The organism is Sorangium sp. So ce363 (assembly GCF_051520435.1).
Lineage (GTDB): Bacteria > Myxococcota_A > Polyangia > Polyangiales > Polyangiaceae > Sorangium > Sorangium cellulosum_B.
Genome location: NZ_CP150333.1, coordinates 3,250,264 through 3,273,819, shown reverse-complemented (window position 1 = coordinate 3,273,819; position 23,556 = coordinate 3,250,264). Strand labels below are relative to the sequence as shown.

The 23,556-nt window shown below is 73.3% G+C and carries 19 protein-coding genes and 1 tRNA gene; 10 read left to right on the top strand and 10 right to left on the bottom strand.

Annotation, left to right across the window (positions count from 1 at the left end):
* Positions 1-121 precede the first annotated feature (121 nt).
* The 7 genes from WMF12_RS12680 (at position 122) to WMF12_RS12650 (ending at position 8,132) form a co-directional block, all read left to right on the top strand.
* Entirely contained in the window at positions 122-1,201 is a 1,080-nt protein-coding gene (locus tag WMF12_RS12680) for an ABC transporter ATP-binding protein (RefSeq protein WP_437745892.1), read from the top strand.
* Complete coding sequence (locus WMF12_RS12675) at positions 1,198-1,944, top strand: ABC transporter permease (RefSeq protein WP_012235062.1); 747 nt, start codon at positions 1,198-1,200, stop codon at positions 1,942-1,944. The genes WMF12_RS12680 and WMF12_RS12675 overlap by 4 nt, the downstream gene beginning before the upstream one ends.
* On the top strand, positions 1,944-3,632 hold the full coding sequence (locus tag WMF12_RS12670) for a GldG family protein (protein ID WP_437871189.1): 1,689 nt from the start codon (positions 1,944-1,946) through the stop codon (positions 3,630-3,632). Before WMF12_RS12675 ends, WMF12_RS12670 begins: the two co-directional genes overlap by 1 nt.
* Positions 3,632-5,971, top strand: coding sequence for a DUF4340 domain-containing protein (locus WMF12_RS12665; RefSeq protein WP_437871188.1), 2,340 nt, complete (start codon positions 3,632-3,634; stop codon positions 5,969-5,971). Before WMF12_RS12670 ends, WMF12_RS12665 begins: the two co-directional genes overlap by 1 nt.
* A gap of 70 nt (positions 5,972-6,041) precedes the next feature.
* The gene (locus tag WMF12_RS12660; protein ID WP_437871186.1) at positions 6,042-6,956 is read left to right on the top strand and encodes an SH3 domain-containing protein; all 915 of its coding nucleotides are present in this window, start codon (positions 6,042-6,044) and stop codon (positions 6,954-6,956) included.
* Positions 6,957-7,068: 112 nt separating this feature from the next.
* Complete coding sequence (locus tag WMF12_RS12655) at positions 7,069-7,650, top strand: hypothetical protein (protein WP_437871183.1); 582 nt, start codon at positions 7,069-7,071, stop codon at positions 7,648-7,650.
* Between the two features lie 143 nt (positions 7,651-7,793).
* Complete coding sequence (locus tag WMF12_RS12650) at positions 7,794-8,132, top strand: hypothetical protein (protein ID WP_437745887.1); 339 nt, start codon at positions 7,794-7,796, stop codon at positions 8,130-8,132.
* Positions 8,133-8,363: 231 nt separating this feature from the next.
* On the opposite strand, the gene WMF12_RS12645 is transcribed toward WMF12_RS12650, so the two are convergent.
* The 10 genes from WMF12_RS12645 to WMF12_RS12600 form a co-directional block, all read right to left on the bottom strand.
* Entirely contained in the window at positions 8,364-8,849 is a 486-nt protein-coding gene (locus WMF12_RS12645; RefSeq protein WP_437871180.1) for a response regulator, read from the bottom strand.
* 335 nt (positions 8,850-9,184) lie between these two features.
* Positions 9,185-9,257, bottom strand: a tRNA-Phe gene (locus WMF12_RS12640).
* Between the two features lie 275 nt (positions 9,258-9,532).
* Positions 9,533-10,492 carry a hypothetical protein gene (locus WMF12_RS12635; protein WP_437871178.1) on the bottom strand — a complete coding sequence of 320 codons (960 nt, stop codon included), beginning with the start codon at positions 10,490-10,492 and terminating at the stop codon, positions 9,533-9,535.
* Positions 10,489-12,516: a M1 family metallopeptidase gene (locus tag WMF12_RS12630; protein ID WP_437871177.1), complete on the bottom strand. Its 2,028-nt coding sequence runs from the start codon at positions 12,514-12,516 to the stop codon at positions 10,489-10,491. The genes WMF12_RS12635 and WMF12_RS12630 overlap by 4 nt, the downstream gene beginning before the upstream one ends.
* 106 nt (positions 12,517-12,622) lie before the next feature.
* Entirely contained in the window at positions 12,623-13,957 is a 1,335-nt protein-coding gene (locus WMF12_RS12625; RefSeq protein ID WP_437871170.1) for a hypothetical protein, read from the bottom strand.
* Between the two features lie 34 nt (positions 13,958-13,991).
* Positions 13,992-15,821: a molecular chaperone DnaK gene (dnaK, locus tag WMF12_RS12620; protein ID WP_272103249.1), complete on the bottom strand. Its 1,830-nt coding sequence runs from the start codon at positions 15,819-15,821 to the stop codon at positions 13,992-13,994.
* Between the two features lie 160 nt (positions 15,822-15,981).
* Positions 15,982-17,796, bottom strand: coding sequence for a DnaJ domain-containing protein (locus WMF12_RS12615; protein ID WP_437871158.1), 1,815 nt, complete (start codon positions 17,794-17,796; stop codon positions 15,982-15,984).
* Positions 17,797-17,880: 84 nt separating this feature from the next.
* The gene (locus tag WMF12_RS12610; protein ID WP_437871150.1) at positions 17,881-18,483 is read right to left on the bottom strand and encodes a hypothetical protein; all 603 of its coding nucleotides are present in this window, start codon (positions 18,481-18,483) and stop codon (positions 17,881-17,883) included.
* Positions 18,483-19,337, bottom strand: coding sequence for a hypothetical protein (locus tag WMF12_RS12605; RefSeq protein WP_437745881.1), 855 nt, complete (start codon positions 19,335-19,337; stop codon positions 18,483-18,485). The genes WMF12_RS12610 and WMF12_RS12605 overlap by 1 nt, the downstream gene beginning before the upstream one ends.
* Entirely contained in the window at positions 19,334-20,134 is an 801-nt protein-coding gene (locus WMF12_RS12600; protein WP_437871146.1) for an RNA polymerase sigma factor, read from the bottom strand. Before WMF12_RS12600 ends, WMF12_RS12605 begins: the two co-directional genes overlap by 4 nt.
* Before the next feature lie 172 nt (positions 20,135-20,306).
* Between WMF12_RS12600 and WMF12_RS12595 the strand changes: the two genes are divergently transcribed.
* The 3 genes from WMF12_RS12595 (at position 20,307) to WMF12_RS12585 (ending at position 23,538) form a co-directional block, all read left to right on the top strand.
* The gene (locus tag WMF12_RS12595) at positions 20,307-21,311 is read left to right on the top strand and encodes a rhomboid family intramembrane serine protease (protein WP_437871138.1); all 1,005 of its coding nucleotides are present in this window, start codon (positions 20,307-20,309) and stop codon (positions 21,309-21,311) included.
* A gap of 93 nt (positions 21,312-21,404) precedes the next feature.
* Complete coding sequence (locus WMF12_RS12590) at positions 21,405-22,106, top strand: PA14 domain-containing protein (protein ID WP_437745878.1); 702 nt, start codon at positions 21,405-21,407, stop codon at positions 22,104-22,106.
* Positions 22,107-22,236: 130 nt separating this feature from the next.
* Entirely contained in the window at positions 22,237-23,538 is a 1,302-nt protein-coding gene (locus WMF12_RS12585; protein ID WP_437871128.1) for an ADP-ribosylation factor-like protein, read from the top strand.
* Positions 23,539-23,556: the final 18 nt, after the last annotated feature.

Genomic DNA, 23,556 nt, shown 5'->3' with positions numbered 1-23,556 from the left:
ACCGCCAGAGCCCGGCGCGCGCTTCCCCTGCCCCGCCCGGTGCGCTAAGCGTTCCGCGCGATCGACCGCCTGCCCGCGCGCACCGCGCCGGCGGCCCTGACCCCCTGCGCCCGATGCCACGATGATCGAGGTCGAGCACCTCTCCAAGTCCTACGGCCCCCACCAGGCGGTGAGCGACCTCTCGTTCCAGGTGAGCCAGGGGGAGATCGTCGGGTTCCTCGGGCCGAACGGCGCAGGCAAGAGCACGACCCTCCGCATCCTCGCGGGGTTCCTCGGCGCGACGTCCGGCCGGGTGCGGATCGCGGGCCACGACATCACCGAGGAGCCGATGCGCGCGCGGGCCTCGCTCGGGTACATGCCCGAGACCTCGCCGCTCTACCCGGAGATGCGCGTCTCGGAGTACCTCGCGTTCCGCGCCGAGCTGAAGCTCGTGCCGCGGAGGGCGCGCGGCGAGGCCGTCGCGCGCGCCCTCCGCGACGCGCGCGTCGAGGACGTCGCGAGCGTCCTGATCGGCCACCTCTCGAAGGGCTACCGCCAGCGGGTCGGCCTCGCGGACGCGCTCGTCGGCGACCCGCCGCTGCTCATCCTGGACGAGCCGACGGCGGGCCTCGATCCGAACCAGATCCGCGAGGTGCGCGCGCTCGTGCGCCGGCTCGGCCCGGGCCGTACCGTGCTCCTCTCGACGCACATCCTCTCCGAGGTCGAGGCGACGTGCACGCGGGCGCTCGTGATCGCCCGCGGTAGGCTCGTGGCGGAGGGCTCGATCGACGAGCTCCGCGCGATGCGCCGGTCGTCCGGCGCGCGCGTCGTCGTGCGCGGGGCGGCGGACGCGGCGCTCGCGGTGGCGCGCGGCGCGGCGCAGGTCCGCTCGGCCGAGGCAGAGGACGCCGGCGAAGCGGCGCGGCTCACGGTCGAGTTCGACGCCGGCGCCGACGCGGGCGAGGCCGCCGAGCGCCTCGTCGCCGCGCTGGTCGCCGCGGGCTTCGGGGTGCGCGAGCTCGTCCCCTGGGCTCCTTCGCTGGAGCAGGTCTTCTCCGAGCTGACCGCGGCCGACGACGCCGGCGCGCGGGGCGGCGCCGGAGAGGCGGCCGAGCCCGGGGCGGAGGGCGGCGAGGCGCCTCGGCCGGCGGCCGGGAACCGGAAGAAGAAGGGCAGCGCGGCCCGGCGCGGCGAGGGCGGCGCGGGGAAGGAGCGGCGGTGAGGGGCTTCTGGCCGATCTTCAAGCGGGAGCTCTTCTCGCTCTTCGTGACGCCGCTCGCGTGGGTGCTGATCACCACGTTCCTGCTGGTGCAGGGCGTGCACTTTTTCCTGATCGCGACGCAGTTCGCCGGCGAGGTGGAGCTCTCCGCCGACACGGGCCCGGTGCAGGTCTTCTTCGGCCAGACGATCCTGATCTACCTGCCGCTGCTCTTCGTCTGCCCGCTGCTCACGATGCGGCTCTTCGCGGAGGAGCGCAGGAGCGGCACCATCGAGGCGCTCCTGACGGCGCCGGTCGGCTCCGCCGGCGTGGTGCTGGCGAAGTACGCCGCGGCCCTCGTGACGTACGTCGCGATGTGGGCGCCGACGCTGCTCTACGTCGTGCTCATCGGCAGGACCGGCGAGCTCGACTGGCGGGTCGTGGGCTCGAGCTACCTCGCCGTCTTCGCGGTCGGCGCCGGCTACCTCGCGATCGGGACGATGACCAGCGCGCTCACGAAGAGCCAGCTCATGGCCGCGGTGCTCAGCACGATGGCGGTGATGGGCATGTTCATCCTCGGCATCGGCGAGTTCATCTTCCCGGACGGCCCGGCGCACGACCTCTGCGCCTACGTCTCGGTGTGGACGCAGATGAACGACTTCTCCCGCGGGATCGTCGATCTGCGCCGCCTCGTGTTCGACGGGACGGTGGTCGCGCTGCCGCTGTTCGTGACCGTGCGCGCGGTGGACGCGTGGAGGTGGGGCTGATGTCCGGCGAGCGGCCCGCGCAAGCCGGGGCTCCGCCGCCGGGCACCTCGCTCGGCGAGAAGCTCTCGGCGAGCGTCGGGATCATCGCGGCGATGGTGCTCGCGGTGCTGGTCAACTTGCTCGTCGCCCGCCACTACAGGCGCTGGGACTGGACGCAGGGCGGCCTGTACACGCTGAGCGACGCGACCGTCTCGACGCTGCGCTCGATCGAGGAGCCGATCCGCGTCTACGTCCTGCTCTCGGAGGGCGACCCCCTGACGCTCTCGGTGCGGCACCTGCTCGACGCGTACCGGGCCGAGAACCCGCGGATCGAGGTCGAGGTGACCGATCCCGACCGGCGCCCGGCGGAGTTCCTGGCGGTGCAGCAGCGCTACGGCGTCGTCGCGGGCAAGACGGACGACGGGCGCATCGTCACGGACGCGGCGATCATCGTCGCGCGCGGCGATCGGCCCCATTTCCTGACGGCGAGCGACCTGGTCGAGGTCGAGGACGAGGACGACCTGCGGTCGCGCCCGCGGCTCGAGCAGGCGCTCACCGGCGCGCTCCGGAGCGTCCTGCGCAGCGAGCGGCCGCTGATCTGCTTCGCGGCCGGGCACGGCGAGAAGTCGATCGAGGCCGGCGGCGCCGGCGGGCTCGCGGCGCTGAAGGACCGGCTCAACAAGAACAACTACGAGGTCGTGGCGCTCGGCGGCGGCCGCGGCGCGGACGGCCACGGCGACGAGGAGGAGGCTTTCGCCGCGCCGCCGGAGCCTGCGCCGGAGGTCGATCTCGACCGCTGCCGGGTGCTCGTCCTCGCCGGGCCGAGCCAGCCGGTGCCGGCCAGCGACGTGGCCCGCTACCGCGCGTTCATCGAGAAGGGCGGCAGCGCGCTGATCGCGCTCGGGCCCGTGCCGGACGAGAGCGATCAGCGGTACGTGGACCTCGGGCTCTCGGGCCTGCTCGCCGTGGCGGGGGTCGAGCTCCGGTCGGACTTCGTGTTCGAGCTCGACCCGAAGCTCCGGTCGACGCAGGGCTTCGGCGAGACCTTCGCGCCGATCGTCAGGCCGCACCCGATCACCGAGGGACTCATCAAGGCGGCCGATCAGGGGCTCGGCCCCGTGCTCACGGTGGCGAGCTCGCTCGCGCCCACGGCGAGCGGGCCGGTGGTCCCGGCGCCCCTGCTCGTGACGAGCGACCAGGCCTTCGGCATGGTCGATTTCTTCGGCTGGGCCCGGGATCCGTCCGAGCCGAAGCCGCGCGACGGCGATCACCCGGGTCCGCTCACGGTCGCCTGCGCCTCGGAGCTGCCGAAGCCCGCGGGGTCCAGCGCCGCGCACGGGCCGCGCGTCGTGGTGGTCGGCTCGCCCGGCGTGCTCCACGGCGCGAACTGGCAGAGCCCGGAGCTCCGCGGGACAGCCGTGCTCGTCGAGAGCGCGCTGTCCTGGCTCGCGGCGAGCCCGCCCATGCTCGACATCCCGGACAAGCCGGCGTCCACGGCGGGCCTGCGGATCAGCGAGGACTCGCTCGCCGGGATCTTCCGCTACGTCATCGTGTACATGCCGCTCGCCGCGGCCCTCCTCGGCCTCGCCGTGTACCTGGCGCGGCGCGGCTCCGAGCGCCGCCCCGGCGACAAGGGGGGTCCCGGCGCGCCGGCCGGACGCGGCGCGCGCGGCGCGTCGGCCGGGGCCGAGCGCGAAGGATCGCCGTGATGCGGCCGCTGCGCCGGCACGCGACGACGCTGCTCCTGGTCGCGCTCACCGCCGCGGCGGCCGTCGCGCTGCTCGTCCTCGACCGGGGCTCGGTGTCCACCGACGAGGCCGAGCGCCGCAAGAAGCACCTGATCGAGGCGTGGCGGCCCGACGAGATCACCGAGCTCACCGTGACGATGGCCGCGCCCGGCGCGCCGCAGACCGCGCGGCTCACCCGCGGCGAGGTCGACGACGCCGGCCAGCGCCCCTGGAACGTCGAGATCGACGGGCAGCGCTACCCGGCCGACGAGCCCACGGTCGACCAGCTCCTCGGCACGCTGGAGTTCGCGACCGCGGAGCGGCGCGTCTCCGCGGAGGCGAGCGACCCGGCCGCCCTCGGCCTGGCCTCGCCCAGGCTCTCGATCGCGCTCGCGATGGGCCCGCGCCGCGAGCGCCTGCTGCTCGGCGGCGGCGCCCCGACGCCGCCCGGCGCGGTCTACGCCGAGGTCGCGGGCCGAGGCGTCTTCGTCATCACGAAGCAGCTCGCCTCGGCCCTCGACGTGGCGCCGGATCGCTTCCGCTCGCGGAGCTTCGTCCCCTACGTCGCCGCGGAGCTCTCGGGCCTCACGCTCGACGGCGACGGCGGATCGCGGCGGTTCTCGCGCGCCCCCTGGGGCGGCGGCCGCGGGGCCGGCTTCCGCTTCGCGGAGGGCTCGCCCGAGGGCAGCGGCGTCCGGGTCAGCGCGCCGGCGCTCGACCTCGTGCTCTCGGCGCTCGGCCGCATGCAGGCCGAGGCGTTCCTCTCCGAGGAGGAAGCGCAGCAGGCCGCGTCCTCCGGCGGCCCCCGGGTCACGCTGACGCTGGAGCCGAGCGATCCCGCGGCGAAGCGCGGCGTCATCGACGTGGGGGGCGCCTGCCCGGGCCGGCCCGACCACGTCGTCGCGGCGCGGCGCGAGCCCGCGCGCGCGGCCGCCTGCGTGCCCGCGAGCGTGCTCGATCCGCTCACCGAGGAGGCGTCGCGCTTCGTCGATCTCGCGCTCGTCGCCGCGCCGCTCGACGAGGTCGCCGAGGTGAAGCTCGCCGCCGGCGAGCGTTCGCTGGAGCTCGCGCGCGCCGGCAGCGAGTGGCACCTGCGGGCCCCGCAGGACCGTCCTGTCCCGACGGAGACGGGCCGCGCCCTGGTCCAGGCGATCCTCGACGTCCGCGCCACGCGCCTCCTGCCCGGGGCGCGCGATCTCGCGGCGCTCGGCCTCGCCTCGCCTCGGGCCACCCTCCGCGTCGTCTCGACGCCGCCGGGCGCGGTCGCCGAGGGCGAGCCGCAGGAGCGGATCGAGACGCTCGAGATCGGCGCCGAGCAGGCCGGCGTGGTGCACGTCCGGCGGCTCGAGGACGGCGCGATCGCCGAGATTCCTGCCCAGGCCGTCGGCGCGCTCCTCCCTTCCGAGGTGTCGCTGCGCTCCATGAAGGTCTTCGATTTCACCCCCGATCGGGTCAGCGCGCTGCGGATCGAGCGCCCCGGCCTGGTCCAGCGGCTCCGCCGGACGGGCGAGGGCGCCTGGCGGCTCGTCGAGCCGAGCGGCGAGGGCCTCGCGGCCGACAGCGGACTGGCCGACGAGCTCGCCGAGCTGCTCGCCGGCCTCCAGGCCGAGCGCTGGATCGCCGAGGATGCTGGCCAGAGCTACGGGCTCGGCGCGCCCCGGCTCGTGGTCGAGGCCGAGCTCGACCCCGCGCCGGAGCCCGGCGGTGGAAGCGCCGGCGCGGCGACGCGCGCGGCCCGGGTGGTGCTCGGCGCGCGCAGCGGCGCGGGCTCCTTCGCGCGCGCCGGGGACGGCGCTGCGGTGTTCGTCGCGCCGCCGGCGCTGGAGGCCGCGGCCGGTCGCCTGCTGCTCCGCCGCGACATCTTCCTCGTCCCGCCTCACGAGATCGCCCGGGTGACGCTGGCCCCTCGGGGCGCGAAGCCGGTCGTGATCGAGCGCTCGCCGGAGGGCTTCACGATCGCGGGAGCGGCCGATCAGGCGAGCGCCGCCGCGCTGGCCGCGAGCGTCCGGGACGCGCTGGCCGATCTTCGGGCCGAGGGCGCCGTCGCGCTGGGCGAGCCGGAGCGGCACCATGGCCTCAGCCCGCCGCGCCTCCGGGTCACCGTCGAGCTTTCCCGGCCGCAGGCCGCCCCAGCGGAGGAAAGCGTCGCGGTCCCGCCGCGGGCGCCGGTGGGGTCGTTCACGATCGCGATCGGCGCGGGCGACGCCTTCCGCGGCACGAACGTCGTCTACGCCCGGCGCGACGGCGTGCGCGCGGTCTACGCCATCGCGCAGTCCCGGGTGCGACCGCTCCTCGAGGCGGCGGGCATCGCGGGCGACTGAGCGGTCCGCGGCCCGATCGAACGGACTATTTCGTTCTGATGGCTCACCTGTGCTAGGCGACGTGCTGGACATGGCGAAGGCGGACATGGCGAAGAGGCAGCGCCCGCTGACGGTCGACATCCCCCGTCCCGGCGATGAGCAGCCGGTCTGGTCGCGGATCGGGGTGATCGCGCTGGTGGGGTTTGTCGTCGGCGTCGCGTGGCCCAAGCTCGCCGGCGTCCGCATCGGCCCGACCGTACCTTCCGACGTCAAGGCGACGGCCGAGGCCACGGCGGCGCCGGCGTCCCCTCCCCCCGCGGCAGCGGCGCCCGGGACCGCGGAGCCCGAGGCCAAGCCTCCCGAGGCCGCCGCGAAGAACCAGCAGCAGGTCGTGGTCGGCCCTGGCAGGATCACGCGCTGCTCCGACAAGAAGAACAAGAAGGTCGAGGACTGCGGAGAGCTCCAGTTCGATCCGATCGCGCTGCCCCGGCTGAAGGAGCTCGCCCAGTGTCCGGCGGCGCTCGGCGTGGACGGCAAGCTCCCGATCGGCTTCGAGCTCAACTTCGAGAAGAAGGAGGTCCAGGTCGTCAAGGGGAAGAAGACGAGCCTGCCGGCCTCGACGGTCAGCGGCATTCTCCAGTGCGCAGCGCGGGAGTTCTCGAACGTGTCCCTCGAGGAAGTCCCGCACAAGTACCGCCGGTACTCCCTCGTTTACACTGCCACCTTCTATCCCCCGGGCGCGCAGTCCGACACCGCCAAGGCGGAGGCCGGCGGCGACGACCAGGAGCAGGCCGCCGGCACGACCACGAGCGAGACCGCCGTGAGCGGCCTGGCCACGGTGAGCTGGGATACTGCGCTCGTCCGCGGCGCGCCCAAGGAGGGTGATGTGGTGATGCGGCTGGTGCGTGGCACTCGGGTCAAGCTCGTTGGCCGGCAGAACGATTGGTACAAGATCGAGCACCGCGGCAAGACGGGGTGGATGTACCGCGGCGCCATCGGCCTGTAACCGGGGGCCGCGAGCGTCGGCCTGATTGGAGACACGCAGGCGGCTTCAGGCGCGGATTCCAGGGCCGCGCCCGAGCGAGGGCGCGTCGGTTCGCGTAGAATGGTTGGGGCCGATGACGCGCAAGCTTTCGCTCCCCCTGCTCCACCGGGCCGGCGCCGACCGCGCGACGGCGCCTGCGTCGGCCACGCCCACGGTGGACGCGGTGCGTGAGCGCCTCGGCGGGCGCGCGTCGACCGAGCCCGGCGTGGGCGAGCTGGTCCTGCTGACCACCGCCACGGGCAAGGCGCTCCCTGGCGTGGTCCTGTACAGGGGTGGCACCACCGTCGATGTGTGGATTGACACCACCACAACGGCATCATCCACCCCGGACGAAGCGCGAAGCCTGGGCCTCGCAAGCGCCGTGACCCGCCGGGGCGTGGTTCACCGAGCGCGCCCTGCCGACCTCGCGCCGTTGCGCGTCGCTGCGCCGGAGTCGCTCATCGCCATCGCGGCCGACGCGCGCGTCTTCGCGGCCCTGAGCGAGGGCCAGCGCATCCGGTTTCAAGACGGCGGCGATCTCGCCGAAGGCACGCTGGTGGAGAAGTGCCGCTTCGGCGGCCTGGTGCGGCGCGACGACGGCACCCTCCTCGGCGTCGGCTTCCGCCGGCTCTGGCCGGCGCAGTCGGAAGGGGCCAAACGGGGCCAGCGGAACTGAGAGGGAGGCGGTATCGCACACTGGCCAGCTCCCTGGCGCACGGCTGGCGGCGCACGTGCGGCTTGTGCCTCCTCCGCAGACGCGATAAGAGGGCCACCGTCATCGAAGCTCGCGCGCTGCGCGTCCAAGTCGGAGGATACCCCTTGAAGCTCGCCCCCTCGTTCACGATCGCCCTCGCGCTCGCCATGCTTCCGGGCTGTGGTGCTTCGCTGTCCGGCCTGTGCGAGGACAAGTGCGATTGCACTGGCTCGTGCAGCGAAAGAGACGAGGTGGAGTGCGTGGACGCCCTCGAGGACGCCGAGAGATCCGCGGAGTACGACGGCTGCGAGGACCAGTTCGACGAGGCCATCTCCTGCATCGACGATGAGTTCGTGTGCGACGGCAGAGACGTCGCCATCGCCGGGTGCAACACGGTGATAGAGAACCTGCGCGAATGCGCCGGACTGCCCGTGTCCGGCGCCGTCGTGGCCCAGTTCTTCTGATCGACGGCCGGCGCCGAGGCTGTCGCGCGCGCCGCGTGGCTGCTCTGCGCCCCTCGTGACAGGGCACCTCGCGCGAGGCGCGCTCGCGGCGCTCGCGTATGCGTTGCGGCAGGCCTCGCGCGGCGCGTGCCGTCCCATCTTCCTGCAAGCTGCTCCTGCGCGCGGAGGGCCTTCCGATCGCCAGGGTTCGGTCGAAGCAGCGCCTGGCGCGCGCCGAGAGGGCGAGATCGCTTATTCGCCGAGGTGGGTGCGGACCTTCGTGAGCAGCGTATTGCTGTCGAAAGGCTTGATGAGGTAGTCGGTGCACCCATTCGCGAAGCCGATCTTGATGCTCGTCTGATCGCTCCTCGTCGTCATCATGATGATCGGCACGGTCTTCGTCGCATCGAACGCGCGGAGCCACCTGCAGGCCTGGAAGCCGTCCATCGCCGGCATGACGACGTCCATCAGGATGAGATCGGGGCGCTCCGCAATCGCCTTCGCGATGGCCTCCTTGCCGTTGCGCGCGATGACGATGTCGTAGTCGTCCACGCCGAGCGTCAGCTGCTGTGACAGCAGCGAAGTCAGCGAGTCGTCGACGACGAGGATCTTCTTCTTTCGAACGGTCTCGCTGGCCTGGCTACTTGGCGCAGACGGCCGGCTCCGCGGCGCCGAGTCGGAAGCGGAGGCCGTTTCCGGAGAGCTCTTTCGCGAGGAGTCGACACGACGATCGGCCATGAGGGAGCCTCCATGAGGAGGCGCCGTTCCCTGGGGCGCCTCCGGAGTGTTCAGGTTGCAACGAGTGATCCCCCCGTCACCTTATCAGGATCGCTACCGCACCGGAACCAAGTTCCACTGTCACCCGATGTGGCCAAACCCGCGAAAGTATTCCTGAACAGACCGCTGCGCGCTCACCCGCAGCGAGCCGCCGAGGCCAGCTGGCGAGAGGAGGAGTTACCCGCAAACCTGCGAACCCACGACAAGCGGCTGCGCCGTGCGGAACGGCTGCTCACGCTAGCGTGTGAGGACGGTACGGCGGCGTTTGCTCGCCGGTCGAAGCAAGAGAACGGTAGTGCCCAGGGACGGAATCGAACCGCCCACACGAGGATTTTCAATCCTCTGCTCTACCAACTGAGCTACCTGGGCTTGCTGCGGGCCCCGCGCTTACGCCGGAAGCGTCGGTCACGGGCGGGCTACGTTACGCGGATGTAGCCGAATGTCAAGGAATTCTTCGGCGCGCTCCGCGCTTGCCTGCCTGCTGTCTTGCCTACCCGCGCAGAAGCCGGGGACGCGCACCGGGTCCGCTCCCCCTCCGTTTCACCCTCCGCGCGCCGCCCTCGGCTCGCTCTCGCGTGGGGCCCCGCCCGCTGGACGCACCTCCCCGCGGGCCTCCCGCCTGCCGTGGGCGCGGAGCGGAGCGATCACCCGGCCGCGTCGTCGGGCGCGATGTGCTGGTCGCGCTCGTGCCAGGGCGCGGAGCGATCGAGCAGCCGGAAGGCGGCCGCGAGCCACGAGGCGCGCAGGTAGGCCGCGGCGGCGAACGCCGCGAGCTGCGCGGCGAGCGCGGCCGCGACGCGCGGGCCCGTGCTGACCCCGGCGAGGAGCATGCCCAACGCCCCGCCGGCGAGCGCGACGACCGCGAGGGCGCCCCGGGACGCACAGGCCCAGACAGCCGCGAGCGGAGCACCACGCAGCGCGTCGAGCCCTCTGGAGACGGCGGTGTAGAAGCCCCGCTGCTCGCCGAGCACGGCGACCCGCGCGAGATCGTGGAGAAGGGCGATGGCCGCGACCGGCACCAGCGCGACCACGGCGACGGCGATCGCCGCAAGGTCGCGGCCGCGCGGCAGGATCGGGAGCTCCGCGCAGAGCCTCGTCCCGGGGAGCAGGACGAGCGCCGCAGCGGCGACCTGCGCCGCGAGCGCGACGCCCCAGAGCAGCGCGAGCGGGCCCAGGGCGCGCGCCGCCCGGCCTCCCAGGTCCTGCGCGGAGAGCGGTCCCTTCTGGCTCAGCGCGGCGAGGAGCACCGCGAGCGGGAGCAGCCCGAGCGCGGCGGCCAGCAGGGTGCCCAGGCCGAGCTGCGTGGCGAGGGCAGCGGCGGCGTGCACCGAGAGACGCGCGAGCTCGCTGAGCATCAGGCCGCCGGGGTCGAAGAGGATCGCGTCGCCGCGCGGGTATTCGCCGACGATCTGGGCCACGAAGACGGACAGCGGCGCCGCGACCACGAGCGAGGCGAGGGCCCGGTAGCCGAAGTACAGCGCGACCGCGGCTGGCCGCTCGTGCGCGGCGGGGCGCCCCGCCGCGCGCCGCGCGCACCCTGGCTCGGCCACCGCGGCCCCCTGCGAGCCCGGATCGCTCGCGCCCCGCTCCGCCGGCGCGCTCATGGCCCGAGGAGCGTGAGCGCGAGCCCCACGGCGAAGCTCGCGCGCGAGAGCACGCCGGGCGCGAGGAGGTCGGGGCGCGATCGGCGCGCGTTGTTCGCGAGGTCCTCGTCGAGCAGCACCCGGTGGTCGGGGTCGATCACCACCGCGGCGAGCGGAGCGGCGCCGGCGTAAGGGATCGCGGCGGTGCTCTCACGCGCATCCCACCGCGCCCGCTGCACGCTCCCGTCCTCGCCGTGCAGCGCGACGTCGACGGGGAGCACGAGCGAGCCGCGGCGCCGCACGACGGCGCGGCCGCGGTAGCCCGCCGCCTCGATCCCGGCCTCGCCCGGCGCGGGCGCCGCGCCGTCCGCGGGCCATGCGTCGAACGCCTCGACGGTGTAGTCGACCCACGCGCGCTCGAAGAGCCCGGCTCGGAGAGCCTCGGCCGCCTCGTCGCCCACCTCCCGCCGCACCGCGTCGAGCAGCGCCTCTGGGCCGGGGTGCCGGAACCGGTTCTCGCGCGCGTAGCGGCCGACGGCTTGCCGCACGAGGTCCTCGCCGTACACGCCGGCGAGGGTCGCGAGGAGCACAGCGGGCCTCCCGTACACGAGCCCGAGGTAGTCCTTTCCGTCGACGAAGCCCGCGGCCGGCTGGGCGACGGCGCCGTTGTGGCCCGACGTGAGCGCGTCGGCGCGGTACTGCGCGCGGAGGTCGATCTCGAGCCCGAGCAGGCGCGCCCACGAGCCGTCGCCGTAGCGCGCGCGCAGCGCGTCCGCTTCCGCGTAGGTCGTGAGGCCCTCGTCGAGGAACGGGTAGCGGTGCTCGTTCGTCGCGACGAGGCCGTAGAACCACTGGTGCGCGAGCTCGTGCACCGTGACCGCCTCGACGAGACGCACGCCCACGGCGGGCCAGAGCCAGCTGCCGCCGGTCGTGATGAGCGTCGGATACTCCATGCCGCCCGCCTCCTCGGCGCCCTCCGGCGGGTGCACGATCGTGAGCGTGCCGTACGGGTAGCGGCCGAACGCCGCGCCGAAGCGCTCGAGGCCGAACCGGACCAGGTCGATCTCCAGCGCCGCCTCGCGCTCGCTCCCTTCGGGGAAGAGGCACCGGATCGCGACGCCGTCGCCGGTCGTGGCGCGCAGCTCGCGGAAGCGGTCCCACGCGGCGAAGGCGAAGTCGTGCACGTCCTCCTGCACGAACCGGCGGATCGCTCGCCCGTCGGCCCGCCGCTCCTCCACGAGCCGGCCGGTCGCCCCGACCACGAAGCGCTCCGGGACGTCGACCGTCACGTCGTACGCCCCGAAGTCGGCGTAGAACTCCGAGAGCCGGTGGTAAGGGAAGTGCGCCCAGCGCCCGTCGGGCTCGAGGCGCGCGATCTTCGGGAACCACTGCCCCACCATGTGGAAGCTCCCGTGGTGACCCGTCCTGAGCGCGAGCGACGGGAGGTCCGCGTCCCACGCGAGATCGATCGTGATCGCCTCGCCCGGCGCCACGGCCCGCGGCAGCTCCACCCGGATGTCGGTCGCGTCGTCGGGATCGCCGGGCGTCGTGGGCTTCCCGCGGGGCCAGACGTCCGCGCCCTCCATCTCGCGAACCGCGAAGCGGGCCACCTGGATATGACCGTAATCATACAGTATTTCGCTACCGCGAAAGCCGTCGATGGACGAGCGGAGGAACACGGTGCGCGGGTCCTTGAAGGCGTTCAGGTAGAGGTGGACGAACAGCTCGCGCTGCGGCTCGCGCGACGCGTTCCGCCAGACCAGCGTGCCCTCGCCGTGCATCGTGTGCTGCGCCGGATCGAGGCTCGCGCGCAGCGTGTAGCTCGCGATCGGATCGGCGTGGGCCGCGAGCTCGGCGCCCGGCGGAGGCGCGGGCGCCGGAGCTGCCAGCGCCGGCGCGGCGCTCGCGCCGGAGGGGGCGGCCGGCGACCGCCGCGCCGGAGCGTCGGGCTCGATCGGCTGGACCGTCGAGAGCAGCGACGCGCCCATGCGGCCGGCGAGCAGCGCGAGGAGGAGACCGAGAGCGGCCTGGAGAGCCGTGCGCACCGGTGCAACCTAGCGAGCTTGCGGCATCGCGGAAAGGCGGGTCTTGGGACGCGGCGGTCCGCTCGGAACGATGAGGCGGCGCCGCGACGTCAGGCGAGGCCGGCGCCTAGACGCTGCAGACGATCCCCTCCTGCACGAGCTCGTACAGGAGCCGCAAGGCCTCGAGCGACTGCATGCCCGACACGTCGAGGATCTCGTCGATCGAGCTGTAGCCGTCGATGCACGAGAGCAGGAAGCCCGCGCGGTGATCGAGGTTCAGCGAGCGGAGCTGATCCGGCGACACCGCGAGCCGCAACACCCGCGAGCCGTCTCCGAGGCGCGACTGGTACATCTGCCGGAGCATCTCGACGCAGCTGTCCGCGTACTGCCGCGCCATCCAGTCCTTCGGGTTCTCCTCGAGCAGGCCCTCCGCAAGGATGAGCGCGCCGCCGAAATCGCCCTGATCGAACCGGTGCTGCATCTGCTCCCGCGGCCCCTGGGCGCTCAGGTGGGGCTCGGTTGCGCGTGAATGAACCCCCTTGTCGACCGTCGCGACGGCTGCAGGCGCGCGCTCGGTCTCGGATCGGCGCGGAGCGCGCGCCGCGCCCTGCGCCTCGCCCGATACCCTGTACGAGGTCGAACCGGCGAGCGCCCCCGTCCCGCCGCGGAACGCGGGCTCGTCGTCCTCCACGAGCAGGCCGTAACGGAGCGTGCCGGGCGGCGGCGTGATCGGCGGCTCGTCCATCGGAGGGCCCGGCTCCTCGAACCCGAGATCGAGGCGAAAATCGATGCCCAGCGGCCCGCCGTCGTCCGGACGAGGGACGCGCCCCTTCGCCGCCGGGGGGACGTGGACGTCCCGCGCATCGACCGGCGGACCACCGAAGACGTCGATCTCGCCAAAGCTGCGCGGGTACGACGGGCTCGGCTCGCGCAGGAGATCGTCGTCGAGCTCCGACCCGAAGTCGCGCTCGGCGTCGAGCGATCCGAACCCCATCCGCCCGCCGGGCCGCGACGGGACCCCGGGCTCGTCGCACTCCAGGCCGAGCCTCGCGGTCTCTCGGCCGGGAGCGCCGTGTTTGCCCGAGAACGAGGAGCCGGGCGGCGGCTCCCAGGGGATCGTCCGGCGCGGCGGCGGGACGGGCGGGTACCCCTCCGGCGGAAAGGCCTCCGGAGGGCGCTGCCGCTGGGCGGTGATCTCGGAGCTCGAGTGAGAGCGGCGGGTCATCATCTTTGCCACGTAGTCGCTGACCGGGATCGGCGGCGGGAGCGTGATCTTGCCCTCGCCGTCCGGCTGCAGAGGCGTGCCGGCGGGCGGGGTTTCCATGCGGGGTGAGCCCTTCTCCTCGCGGGCGAGCGCGGCGAGCGCGAGGAGCTCCTTCGAGGCGACCGGTTGGGTGTCCTCGAGCTCGTCCACCTCGTCGAGCCCCCAGGAGGAGTCCAGGGTCTTGGAGTCAGGCGGCACCGACCGCATCGTCTTCCCTCATCGCGGCCACCCCTCACCCCTGTGGCCTGGCTACGACACCCTTGAACATCCGGTGGGTGCGCGAGAGCGCCTCCATCTGCTCCTTGACCGCGGCAGCGTCGCGCCGGCCGATGGCCTGACGCGAGCGGTCCACGATCCCGCGCGCCTTGCCGATGGCGTCGCGGCCGAAGTCGCTGGACGCCACGATCTGCTCGACCTGCGGGAACATCCGCTCGATCTCGGCGATGAGCTTCTCGGCCTCCTGCCGGACGCCCTCGAACTGGTCGCTCGCGCGGCGATCGACGAGGTACTCCTTCGCCGCCTCCATCATCTCGCCGACCTCCTCCTTCGTGAGGCCGCTCGACGCGGTGACCTGGATCGACTGCTGCTGGCCCGTCTCCAGATCCTTCGCGCTCACCGAGACGATGCCGTCGCTGTTGATCTCGAACGTGACCTCGATCTCGACCTGCCCCTTCGGCGCGCGGCGCAGGCCGGTGAGGATGAACTCGCCGAGCAGCTCGTTGTCCGTCGCCTTCTGGTGCTCGCCTTGCATGACCAGGATCTTCACGGCGGTCTGGTTGTCGCGGCTCGTCGTGAAGATCTTCGACCGGCTCGTGGGCACCGTGGTGTTCTGCGGGATGAGCTCCTCGAAGTTCGACCCGAACGTCATGATGCCGAGCGCGTGCGGCGTGACGTCGAGCAGGATCATCTGCTTCGTCTCGTCCACGAGCGCGGCGCCCTGCACCGCCGCGCCGAGCGCGACCACCTCGTCGGGGTGCACCCCCTTGCACGGCTCGCGCTCGAAGAAGTCGCGGACGGCCTCCTGCACCCTCGGCATGCGCGTCATGCCGCCGACGAGCACGACGTCCTCGATCTCGTCGCGGTCGAGCCGCGCATCCTCGAGCGTCTGGCTGCAGATCTCGATGCACCGCTCGACGAGATCCTCGCACAGCTCCTGCAGCGTGGCCCGCGAGAGCGTCCGCTGGAGGTGCAGCGCCTCGTTCCGCGCGCTCGAGATGATGAACGGCAGGTTGATCTCGGTCTCCAGGACGCTGGACAGCTCGCACTTCGCCTTCTCGGCGGCGTCCTTGAGCCGCTGGAGAGCCATCCGGTCCTGCCGCAGATCGACGTCGTGCTGCTCCTTGAAGCCCTGCACAAGCCAGTCGATGACGCGCGCGTCGAAGTCCTCGCCGCCGAGGAACGTGTCCCCCGCCGTGGCGATGACCTTGAAGACCCCGCCCGCGCCGATCTCGAGCACGGAGATGTCGAACGTGCCGCCGCCGAGGTCGAAGACGGCGATCGTCTTCTCGACGTTCTTGCCGAACCCGTACGCGAGCGCTGCAGCCGTCGGCTCGTTGACGATGCGGATGACGTCGAGCCCCGCGATCTGGCCCGCGTCCTTCGTCGCCTGCCGCTGGTTGTCGTTGAAGTAGGCGGGGACCGTGATGACCGCCTTCGAGACCGGTTCGTTGAGGTAGTCCTCGGCGAACAGCTTCATCTCCTGGAGGACCATCGCGCTGATCTCGGGGACCGAGTACGTCTTGTCGCGCAGCTGGATGCGGACGTCGCCGTGCGGCCCCTCGACGATCTTGTACGAGGCGGTCAGGATCGCGTTCTTCACCTGCGGGGACGACCACTTCCGGCCGATCAGCCGCTTCGCGGCGTAGACCGTGTTCTCGGCGTTGGTGATCGCCTGCCGCTTCGCGATGTGCCCGCAGAGCCGCTTGCCGGCCTCGGTGATCGCGACCATGGACGGCGTCGTCTTGTACCCACCGCGATTCGGGATGACGGTCGGGACGCCCTCCTCGACGATGGCAACGCACGAGTTCGTGGTGCCAAGGTCAATGCCGATGACACGCTCCATCGATGCCGCTGCTCCTCTTGTGATCTTCGGCCCGAACGGCCGCTGAGGCCACGATGCTAGACCGTTTCGCGGAGCCGAGCGGGCCAATCGTGCGCCGGCCATGCGGAAGGCGCCGCCCCGGGCCTGCCCGAGGCCGACGCGCCTTCTGTAAGGGCCGGCGCTAGACTTGCTTCCCCTGCTGTTTGGCCTGCTCGCGCGCCTGCGCGACGAGACCGCGCAGCCTACCATCGTTCCCTGCGAGCTCGGCGGCGCGTTCGAGCTCGCCGGCCGCGCTCTTCGCGAGCCCCGCGGCCGCGTACGACAGCGCGAGCGTGATCCGGTACTCCACGGAGGCGGGCACGAGCTCCACCGCCCGCCGCGCAAACTCCACCGCCCGCCGCGAGCTCTCCCCGGCCTGGAGCGTCGCATGCGCGACCCGCTCGTGCGCGCCGGCGTCGTCCGGGCGACCGTTGCACACCTTCACGTAGCTCAGCGCCGCCTCGACCCAGCGGCCGGTCTGTGCCTCGTACTCGGCCTGCTTGAGGTACCCGTCCGCCAGCGCCACCGCCGCGAGGCGCTCCACCTCGGCCGACGCCCTCTGGAGCTCTGCGTCCTCCGGAGCCAGCGACGCGGCGATCCGGTACGCGTTGGCCGCGCTCGCGAACTCGCTCCGCTCGAGCGCGGCCCGAGCCACGTCGGAGTACCGCGCGATCTGGCTCCGGAGCGCCTCGTTGCGGGCGTTCTCGTAACGCGCCTTGAGCGCCTCGACCGCCCGTATCGACTCCGGCGAACGCACGCCGGAAGGGATCTTCGGAGGCGCCGCAGGGGCGCCTGCCGCCGCAGCTGGCACGACGGCCGTTCCAGGCGCAGCGGTCGCCACGGCCGGCGGGGTGGCCGCCCGAGGCGCAGCGGTCACCGCGGCAGGCGTTGCAGCTGCCCCGGACGCAGCGGCCGCCGACGCAGAGGGCGCCCCCGGCGGAGCGCGCCGCAAGCCTCCGGTGAGCTTGCGCGCGAACGTCTCACGCCGATCCTTGGCGGTGGGGGCAGGCGCGACAGGCGTGGCCGGCGCTGCGCTCCGCGCCGGCGCGCCTCCGTTGTCGGGCGAGCCTCCTCCTGCGCGCGGCTGCGCCGGCGACGGCTGAACCGGCGCGGCGGCACCGGAGGACACAGCGGACGCGCCCTGCTCCGCGGGCGCGCGCTCGGAGGAATAACGCCCGGGCGACGCGCCCATGTCGCGCGGATCGGCGAACGCGGCGCGCACCGTGGCGTCGACGGCGGTAGTTATCGTGGCGATGTCGCGCGGCGTCTGCTCGATCAGCGCCGCCATCGTCCGGTTCTTGTGGGTCTGCTCGAGGTACGCGTCGTACTCGGCGCGCCGCTGCTTCGACGTCAGCGTGTCGTGCGCCAGCGTGATGCGCGTGAAGATGGCCTCGATCTTCGGCTTGTAGGAGCCGAGCTGCTTCCGGAAGTAGGTGTCCGGATGGAACTCCGGCGCGAGCTGGTAGTAGGCGCTCTTGATCTGCTTCTTGTCCGCCTGATCCTGGACGCCGAGCAGCGCGTAATAGCTGAGATCCTCGAGGCGGTAGTAGAGGTCGAGGATCCGCCGCTTCCGGTCGGAGGCGAGCTCGACCGGCTCGTCGAGCTCGGCGGGATCGTAGAGCGGCAGGGACTCCATCTGCTGCAGCGCGTCCCGGCCGAGCGGGACGGCCTCGGACCCGGACGGCATCGTCTTCTCCGGATCCACCGCGGCCGCGCGCCGCGCGGCGTCCCGCGGCGGAGGCTGTCCGGACGGCTCCCCATCCAGGAGGATCGCGCCGAGGTCGCGCAAGCGGCGCAGCGCCTCGACGGTATCGCCGTGCGACATTCCCGTGATCAAGGACAGATCCCGATCCGTCAGGACGCCGTCGATGCGGGACAGGAGGAACGCCTCCGCGGGTTTCAGCGGGAGCGATTTGAGATCGTACCCGGGCTTCGGCCTTGGAACACGGAACGTCATCGGGTCGAGCGGCGGCCCCCTCCCGCTCGAGTCTAACGACGAACGCGCGCCCGTCGCAATTGCAGACCACGGCGAGCGCGCCCTTCAGCGCGGCTTTTCCCCGGGGCCCGTCAGGGCCTCGGTGATCACCTGGTCCTGGATCGAGATCGCCCGCTCCAGCAGCCCGACCGCCCGCGCGCGGGCCTGCGTCGCCGCCTCGCGATCCCCCTTCGCTTCGAGCGCCTTCGCGCGGCGCTCCTCGACCACGCCCGCGACCTCGTAGAGGTGGCCTTGATAATGAGAAGGCGCCGGCGCCAACCGGAGGCCCGCGTCGATGTCGCGCGCCGCGGCGTCGAACTCGCCGGCCTCGCTCCGGAGCTCCGCCAGCCGGGCGTACGTGTCCGCCGTCACCTCGGCGACCTCCGGCGGCGCCCCCGGCGGCCTCGGCGCGGCGATGATCCCCTCCAGGGCGCGGAGCGCAGCGGCGCGATCGCCGGCGCCGAGCGCGACGTCGGCGGCATGGTGCGCCGCGCGCGTCCTCGAGAGGAAGGCGAGGAGCGTGGGATCGACGACCTGGGCCGGGGCGCACGCGCACCCCGGATCGCCCGGGCCCCCGGCAGCGCGCGCCCGCTCGTCGCCCGGGGCGCACCCGAGGTGCGCCGCCGCGAAGAGCCCCAGGCAGACGGCGACGAGGTGCGGGCCCCGCATCAGCGCACCCCCCACGCCGCGTAGCGGTTCTGGCGCAGATCGGACGCGCGCGCGGCGGCGATGCGATCGATCCGCTCCGTCTGACCGCCCTCCCGCGGAAAGGGCGCGGCCGGATCGAAGAGCGCGGCGGTCGAGCGCGCCTCGATCAGCAGGGGCCGCGCGGCGAGCGCCGCGGCCGGAGCACCGGCCGCGGGCGCGCGCGCGACGGAGGCGCGCTCCTCCCTGATCTGGCCGACGATCAGCGCCACGGCCGCCGCGGCCGCGGCGAGGGTCGAGAGCGCCGCCATCGTCACCGGCGCGATGCGCCGGGGGCCGCGCGCGGGCGAGGCGCGGAGGGCCTGGTCGATGAGCGCGCGCCCCGGGAGCTCCGGGAGCGCCGCCGGACGCCACGCAGCCCGGAGCGCGACAGCGAGCTCCGCGAGATCGTCGCGTGCATCAGGCGAGCCGAGCGCCCCCTCGCCGCCGGAGCCGCCGCCCCGCCCCGGACCACCGCCGGCAGCGGCGCGGGGCTCGAGCGCCTCCCGCAGGCGCTCGGCGGCGCGCAGCTCGGCCTTGGTCGGCGGCGCGCCCTCGTCGCCGAGCGCGCGCGCGAGCAGCGCCTCGTGGTCCGCCCTGTCGAGCCCGTCGGGGCGGGCCGCCGCCCTGAGCGCGTCCGCGAGCGGGACCTCGCCGCGATCGAGCGCCTCCGCGAGCGCGCGCGCCGCGCCCAGCTCGTCGTCGGACGCAGGCGCGACGGGCTCCGCGACGGGCACGACGAGCGCGAGCCGCCGGCCGCGATCCGCGCCGGCGCGGCGCTCCAGGGGCCCGTCGCCGGTCGGCGGCGAACGCGGATCCGAGGGCAACCGCGGCTTCATCGCGCTCCTTCCTCGCGCTCCGCGCGCGGCGCGGCGATCGCCTTCTTCAACGCGGTCATGGCGCGGTGCAGGACGACATCGAACGTCGCCACGCTGACCCCGAGCGCGAGGGCCACCTCGTCGCGGGGCCGCTCCTCGAGCACCCGTAGCCGGATCGCCTCGGCGTAACGGGGGTTGAGGCGCCCGAGCGCGTCCTCGACGCGCGCCCGCGCGTCCGCGAGATCGCGCTTCTCGCAGAGCTCGGCCTCTCCACGCGCGGTGAGGTCGGTCTCCGCGGCGTCGATCTCGCGCTGGAGATCCTCGGGCTCGAAGAGCGCCTCGCGGCGGCGCGCGCGGAGCATGTCGAGCGCGATGCGCAGCGCGATGACGCGGAGCCAGGGATAGATGCCGCAGCTCTGCCACTGGAACTGGTAGAACCGCTCGATCACGCGCGCGTACGTCTCGGCCAGAGCGTCCTGCGCGGCCGCGTCGGAGCCGAGGCGGGGCAACAGCACCGCGCGGTACAGCGCTGGCCCGTACTTGCGGAGCAGCTGCCCGAGCGCGAGGCGATCGCCCTGCGCCGCGCGCTCGCACAGCAGGCGCTCCGCCTCGAGATCGGGCCTCGCTGCTGCCACCGCCGTCACAGCGGCGACGATACCCGGACGCAGAACGGAGCGCACCGGTGTCCGCCTCGCGCCCCTCTCGGGTCGGCGCGCCCCGCGGTCCAGGAGCGCCTGCGCGCCGCCGGCGAGCCGCCGCGCGCCCCCCGCGAGGAGGGCGCGCGCGCCGGCAGGCGGAACCGAGCGCGGGAGGGCCACGGCATTCACCCCTCGACAACGGCCCAAACCCGTGGACCTTACGGCCAGGAGCCGCCACATTGTGCCGGCCTCCACGCCGAGCGTCCGGCGTGAAAGGAGCCCAGGTGACCCTCGATACAGCGTTCAGGTCCCCCCCACACCCCGGCGCCGGGCAGCGCTTCGGGACCGCCCTGTGACGGCGGGGCCGTCCGGCGAAAGGAGGCGCTCGCTGCACTGCGCGCGCTGCGGCGCCCTCAACGGCGGCGACTTCAGCCGCTGCATCCGCTGCGGCGCGCCGCTCCTCGCGCCTCCTGCCCACGCCGCGCCCACCCGAGGACGCCTCGACGGGCGAAGCCTGCTCGCGACCAAGATCCTGGGCGGGCTCACGGCGTTTGTGTTCGTCGGCCAGCTGATGGCCGCGCACTCCCGCGATCTCGGCCTCCTCTCGGCGTGGGACACGTCGAGCTACCTCCGCTTCGGCGCCCTCCTCCTCGCGCCCGGCGTGCCCTTCGAGCCGTTCCGGCTGCTCTCCGCGGTCTTCGTCCACATGGGCGTCCTCCACTTCGGCATGAACATGGTGACGCTCGGCATGCTCGCCCGCGCCGCCGAGCCCGCCGTCGGCTCGGCGCGGTTCGCGATCGCGTACGTGCTCACGGGCCTGTTCGGCTTCGGCGCGAGCGCCGCATGGAACCTCTTCGTGCAGCCCGAGGTCGTGTGCACCGCGGGCGCGAGCGGCGCCGTGTTCGGCGTGATGGGCCTCCTGCTCGGCTGGCTGCTCCGCCGCCGCGACCCGCGATGGAAGGACCTCGCGCTCCAGGCCGTGTTCTACATCGTCCTCTTCGGCTTCGTCGTGAACGCGTCGAGCACGGGAATCCGCATCAACAACGCCGCGCACATCGGGGGCCTCGTGAGCGGCGCGCTGCTCGGGCTGAGCTACGCGGGCCCCGCGCGGGGCCGGTACGAGGGCGTGATGAACGCCGGCGCGCTCGCCAGCGTGCTCGCCTGCCTCGCCGCGCTCGCGCTCGCCCAGCGCTCGTCGGTCTGGCGCGCCGCAGAATCGCTCGACGGGAACGCGCGGCAGGAGGCGCCCGGGCCCGTGCTGCACGGCCAAGCCAAGGGGTTTCCCGAGGACGCGCTCGAGGCGCTCGGGGCTCGACCGGCGGGCTCGCTCGTGCCGGGGGCCCCTGACGCGACGTGACGCTGATTGCGGCGCACGGCTCGAACGTCTAAGCGCCATCCTCGCATTCACGTGGGGACGGGCCAATCCGTCCGTTCCCTCTCAGGAGACGTCATGGTCCGAACCTCGTCGCACATCGCCTCGTGCGTGCTTGCCGCGTCTCTCCTCAGCGGCTGCCATGTCACCATCCAGAGCGGCAATACGCCGGCAGAGGCCTCGCCGCCGCCCCCGCCGCCCGCCAAGAAGGCCCCCCGGTCGCGCAAGCCGGCCAAGCCCGACCCGGAGCCCGAGCGGCGCAGGACCCCGAAGTGGCGCCTGCCCACGAACAACGCGCCGCGCATCACCGCCCCGAACGCGTTCGGCAACGGGGAGGGCGGCGCCTTCCGGGGGCTCGCGTACGTGATCCCCGAGAACACCCAGAAGCTCCCGACCTTCGACGGGCTCGTGCCGTTCGCGGTGCTGTACACGGACAAGTTCGAGGTGAAGTCGCAGGACTTCTCCGGCGGCTTCCCAGGCGCGCTCGCGCAGAACGAGTGGTTCGCGATCCGGTTCGAGGGCGAGTTCAAGGCGCCCCAGGAAGGCGTGTTCCAGCTCAGGCTCACCTCGGACGACGGCGCGGTCCTCTACATCGACGACAAGCGCGTGGTCGCGAACGACGGAGTCCACAGCGCGAAGACCGTGGACGGCGAGGCCCGCCTCACGGAGGGGACGCACCGGCTGCGGCTCGATTACTTCCAGGCGCAGCGGGGCCAGGTCGCGCTCATGCTCCAGATCGGCCAGAAGGACAAGTTCGAGCCGCTCGTCGGCCTCCGCTGACGGCGCGCCGCGCCGGCCGCACCTCCGGTGCCCCGCCCTTGCGGGCACGCGGGGTGCGCGCCTGGTTTTCATGCGCCCGCGCACACCCCGGCGCTCTCGTTCGCCTTTTCGTGTATCGTCGCCGCCGCCCATGGCGTCGGTGAACCCACTGTCGCGCGAGCTCGTCTTCAAGATCGTCTATTACGGGCCCGGCCTAGGCGGCAAGACGACCACGCTGGAGTACTTGCACGCCACGGCAAAGCCCGAGTACCGCGGCAAGCTCGTCTCCCTCGCGACGCCGGTCGATCGAACGCTCTACTTCGACTTCTTGCCGGTCCGGCTCCCGCAGCTGCGCGGGATGAACGTGAGGCTCCAGCTCTTCACGGTGCCAGGGCAGGTCTACTTCAACGCGACCCGAAAGCTTGTGCTCACGGGCGCCGACGGCATCGTGTTCGTCAGCGATTCGCAGGCCGTTCGCGCCGACGCCAACATGGAGAGCATGGAGAACCTGCGCGAGAACCTCGCCGAGCAGGGACGGGCGCTGGAGCACGTCCCGCACATTTTCCAGCACAACAAGCGCGATTTGCCCGGTTTGCTGCCGCTCTCGGAGCTCGACGCGATGTTGAACCCGTCCCGCGTCTTCTCGCTGGCCACGTCGGCGAAGACGGGGCTCGGGCTCTACGAGGGGCTCGAGGAGATCAGCGCCGCGGTCCTGCGCGCCTTCGAGAGCCGCCTGCCCGACGCGATGGGGAGCGGGCTGGGCGGGTTCGACGCGATCGAGGGCGGGCTCGCCACCGCCCTGCGCGACGCGTCGCCGCCGCCGTCGGCGCCGCTCGACGCGGTGATCTCGCGGCTCGCGCCGCCCAGCAAGCCGTGGTCGACGATGCCACCGGACTCGACGATCGGCGATCCGAGCGAGGGCGCGGCCGCGCCCGGCGTAGCCGCGTCACCTGGCGGCGAGCTCGCGCCGCGCAGCGCCGGCGTCAGGGATCCGGTGAGCCGCGGGCTCCCTTCGTCGCTGCGGCTCGCCGCCCGGAGGCTGGTCGCGCCGGCGGACGCTCCGGCGACCGCGCGCGCGGACGGCCCGTCCGCGGCGACGAGGCACCTCGCCCAGCCGGGCCTCTCGTTCGTCGCGCTCTGGCCGACCGCCGAGCGGGAGGCGATCGCGGAGATCGAGGCGACGATCGCCGCGGAGCGGTATGCCATCGCGCTCGAGCGCTGCGACGCGCTCGTCGCGGGGATCTTCGACAAGGCGGCGGAGCTCGCGGGCTCGAGCGGCACGGCGCGCGATCCAGCGACGGTGCCGGCGCTGCTCGGCCTGGACGGGCGCCGCTACCTCGGCTTTCGCGCCGTGGTCCGCAGAGCGCGCGCTGGCGGCGAGATCACCGAGCGCGACGCGCTCAAGGCCTTCGCGTTCGTCATCGAGGCGCGGCTCGCAGAAAGCGCGATTTGACGCGGTCCCTACGGCGGG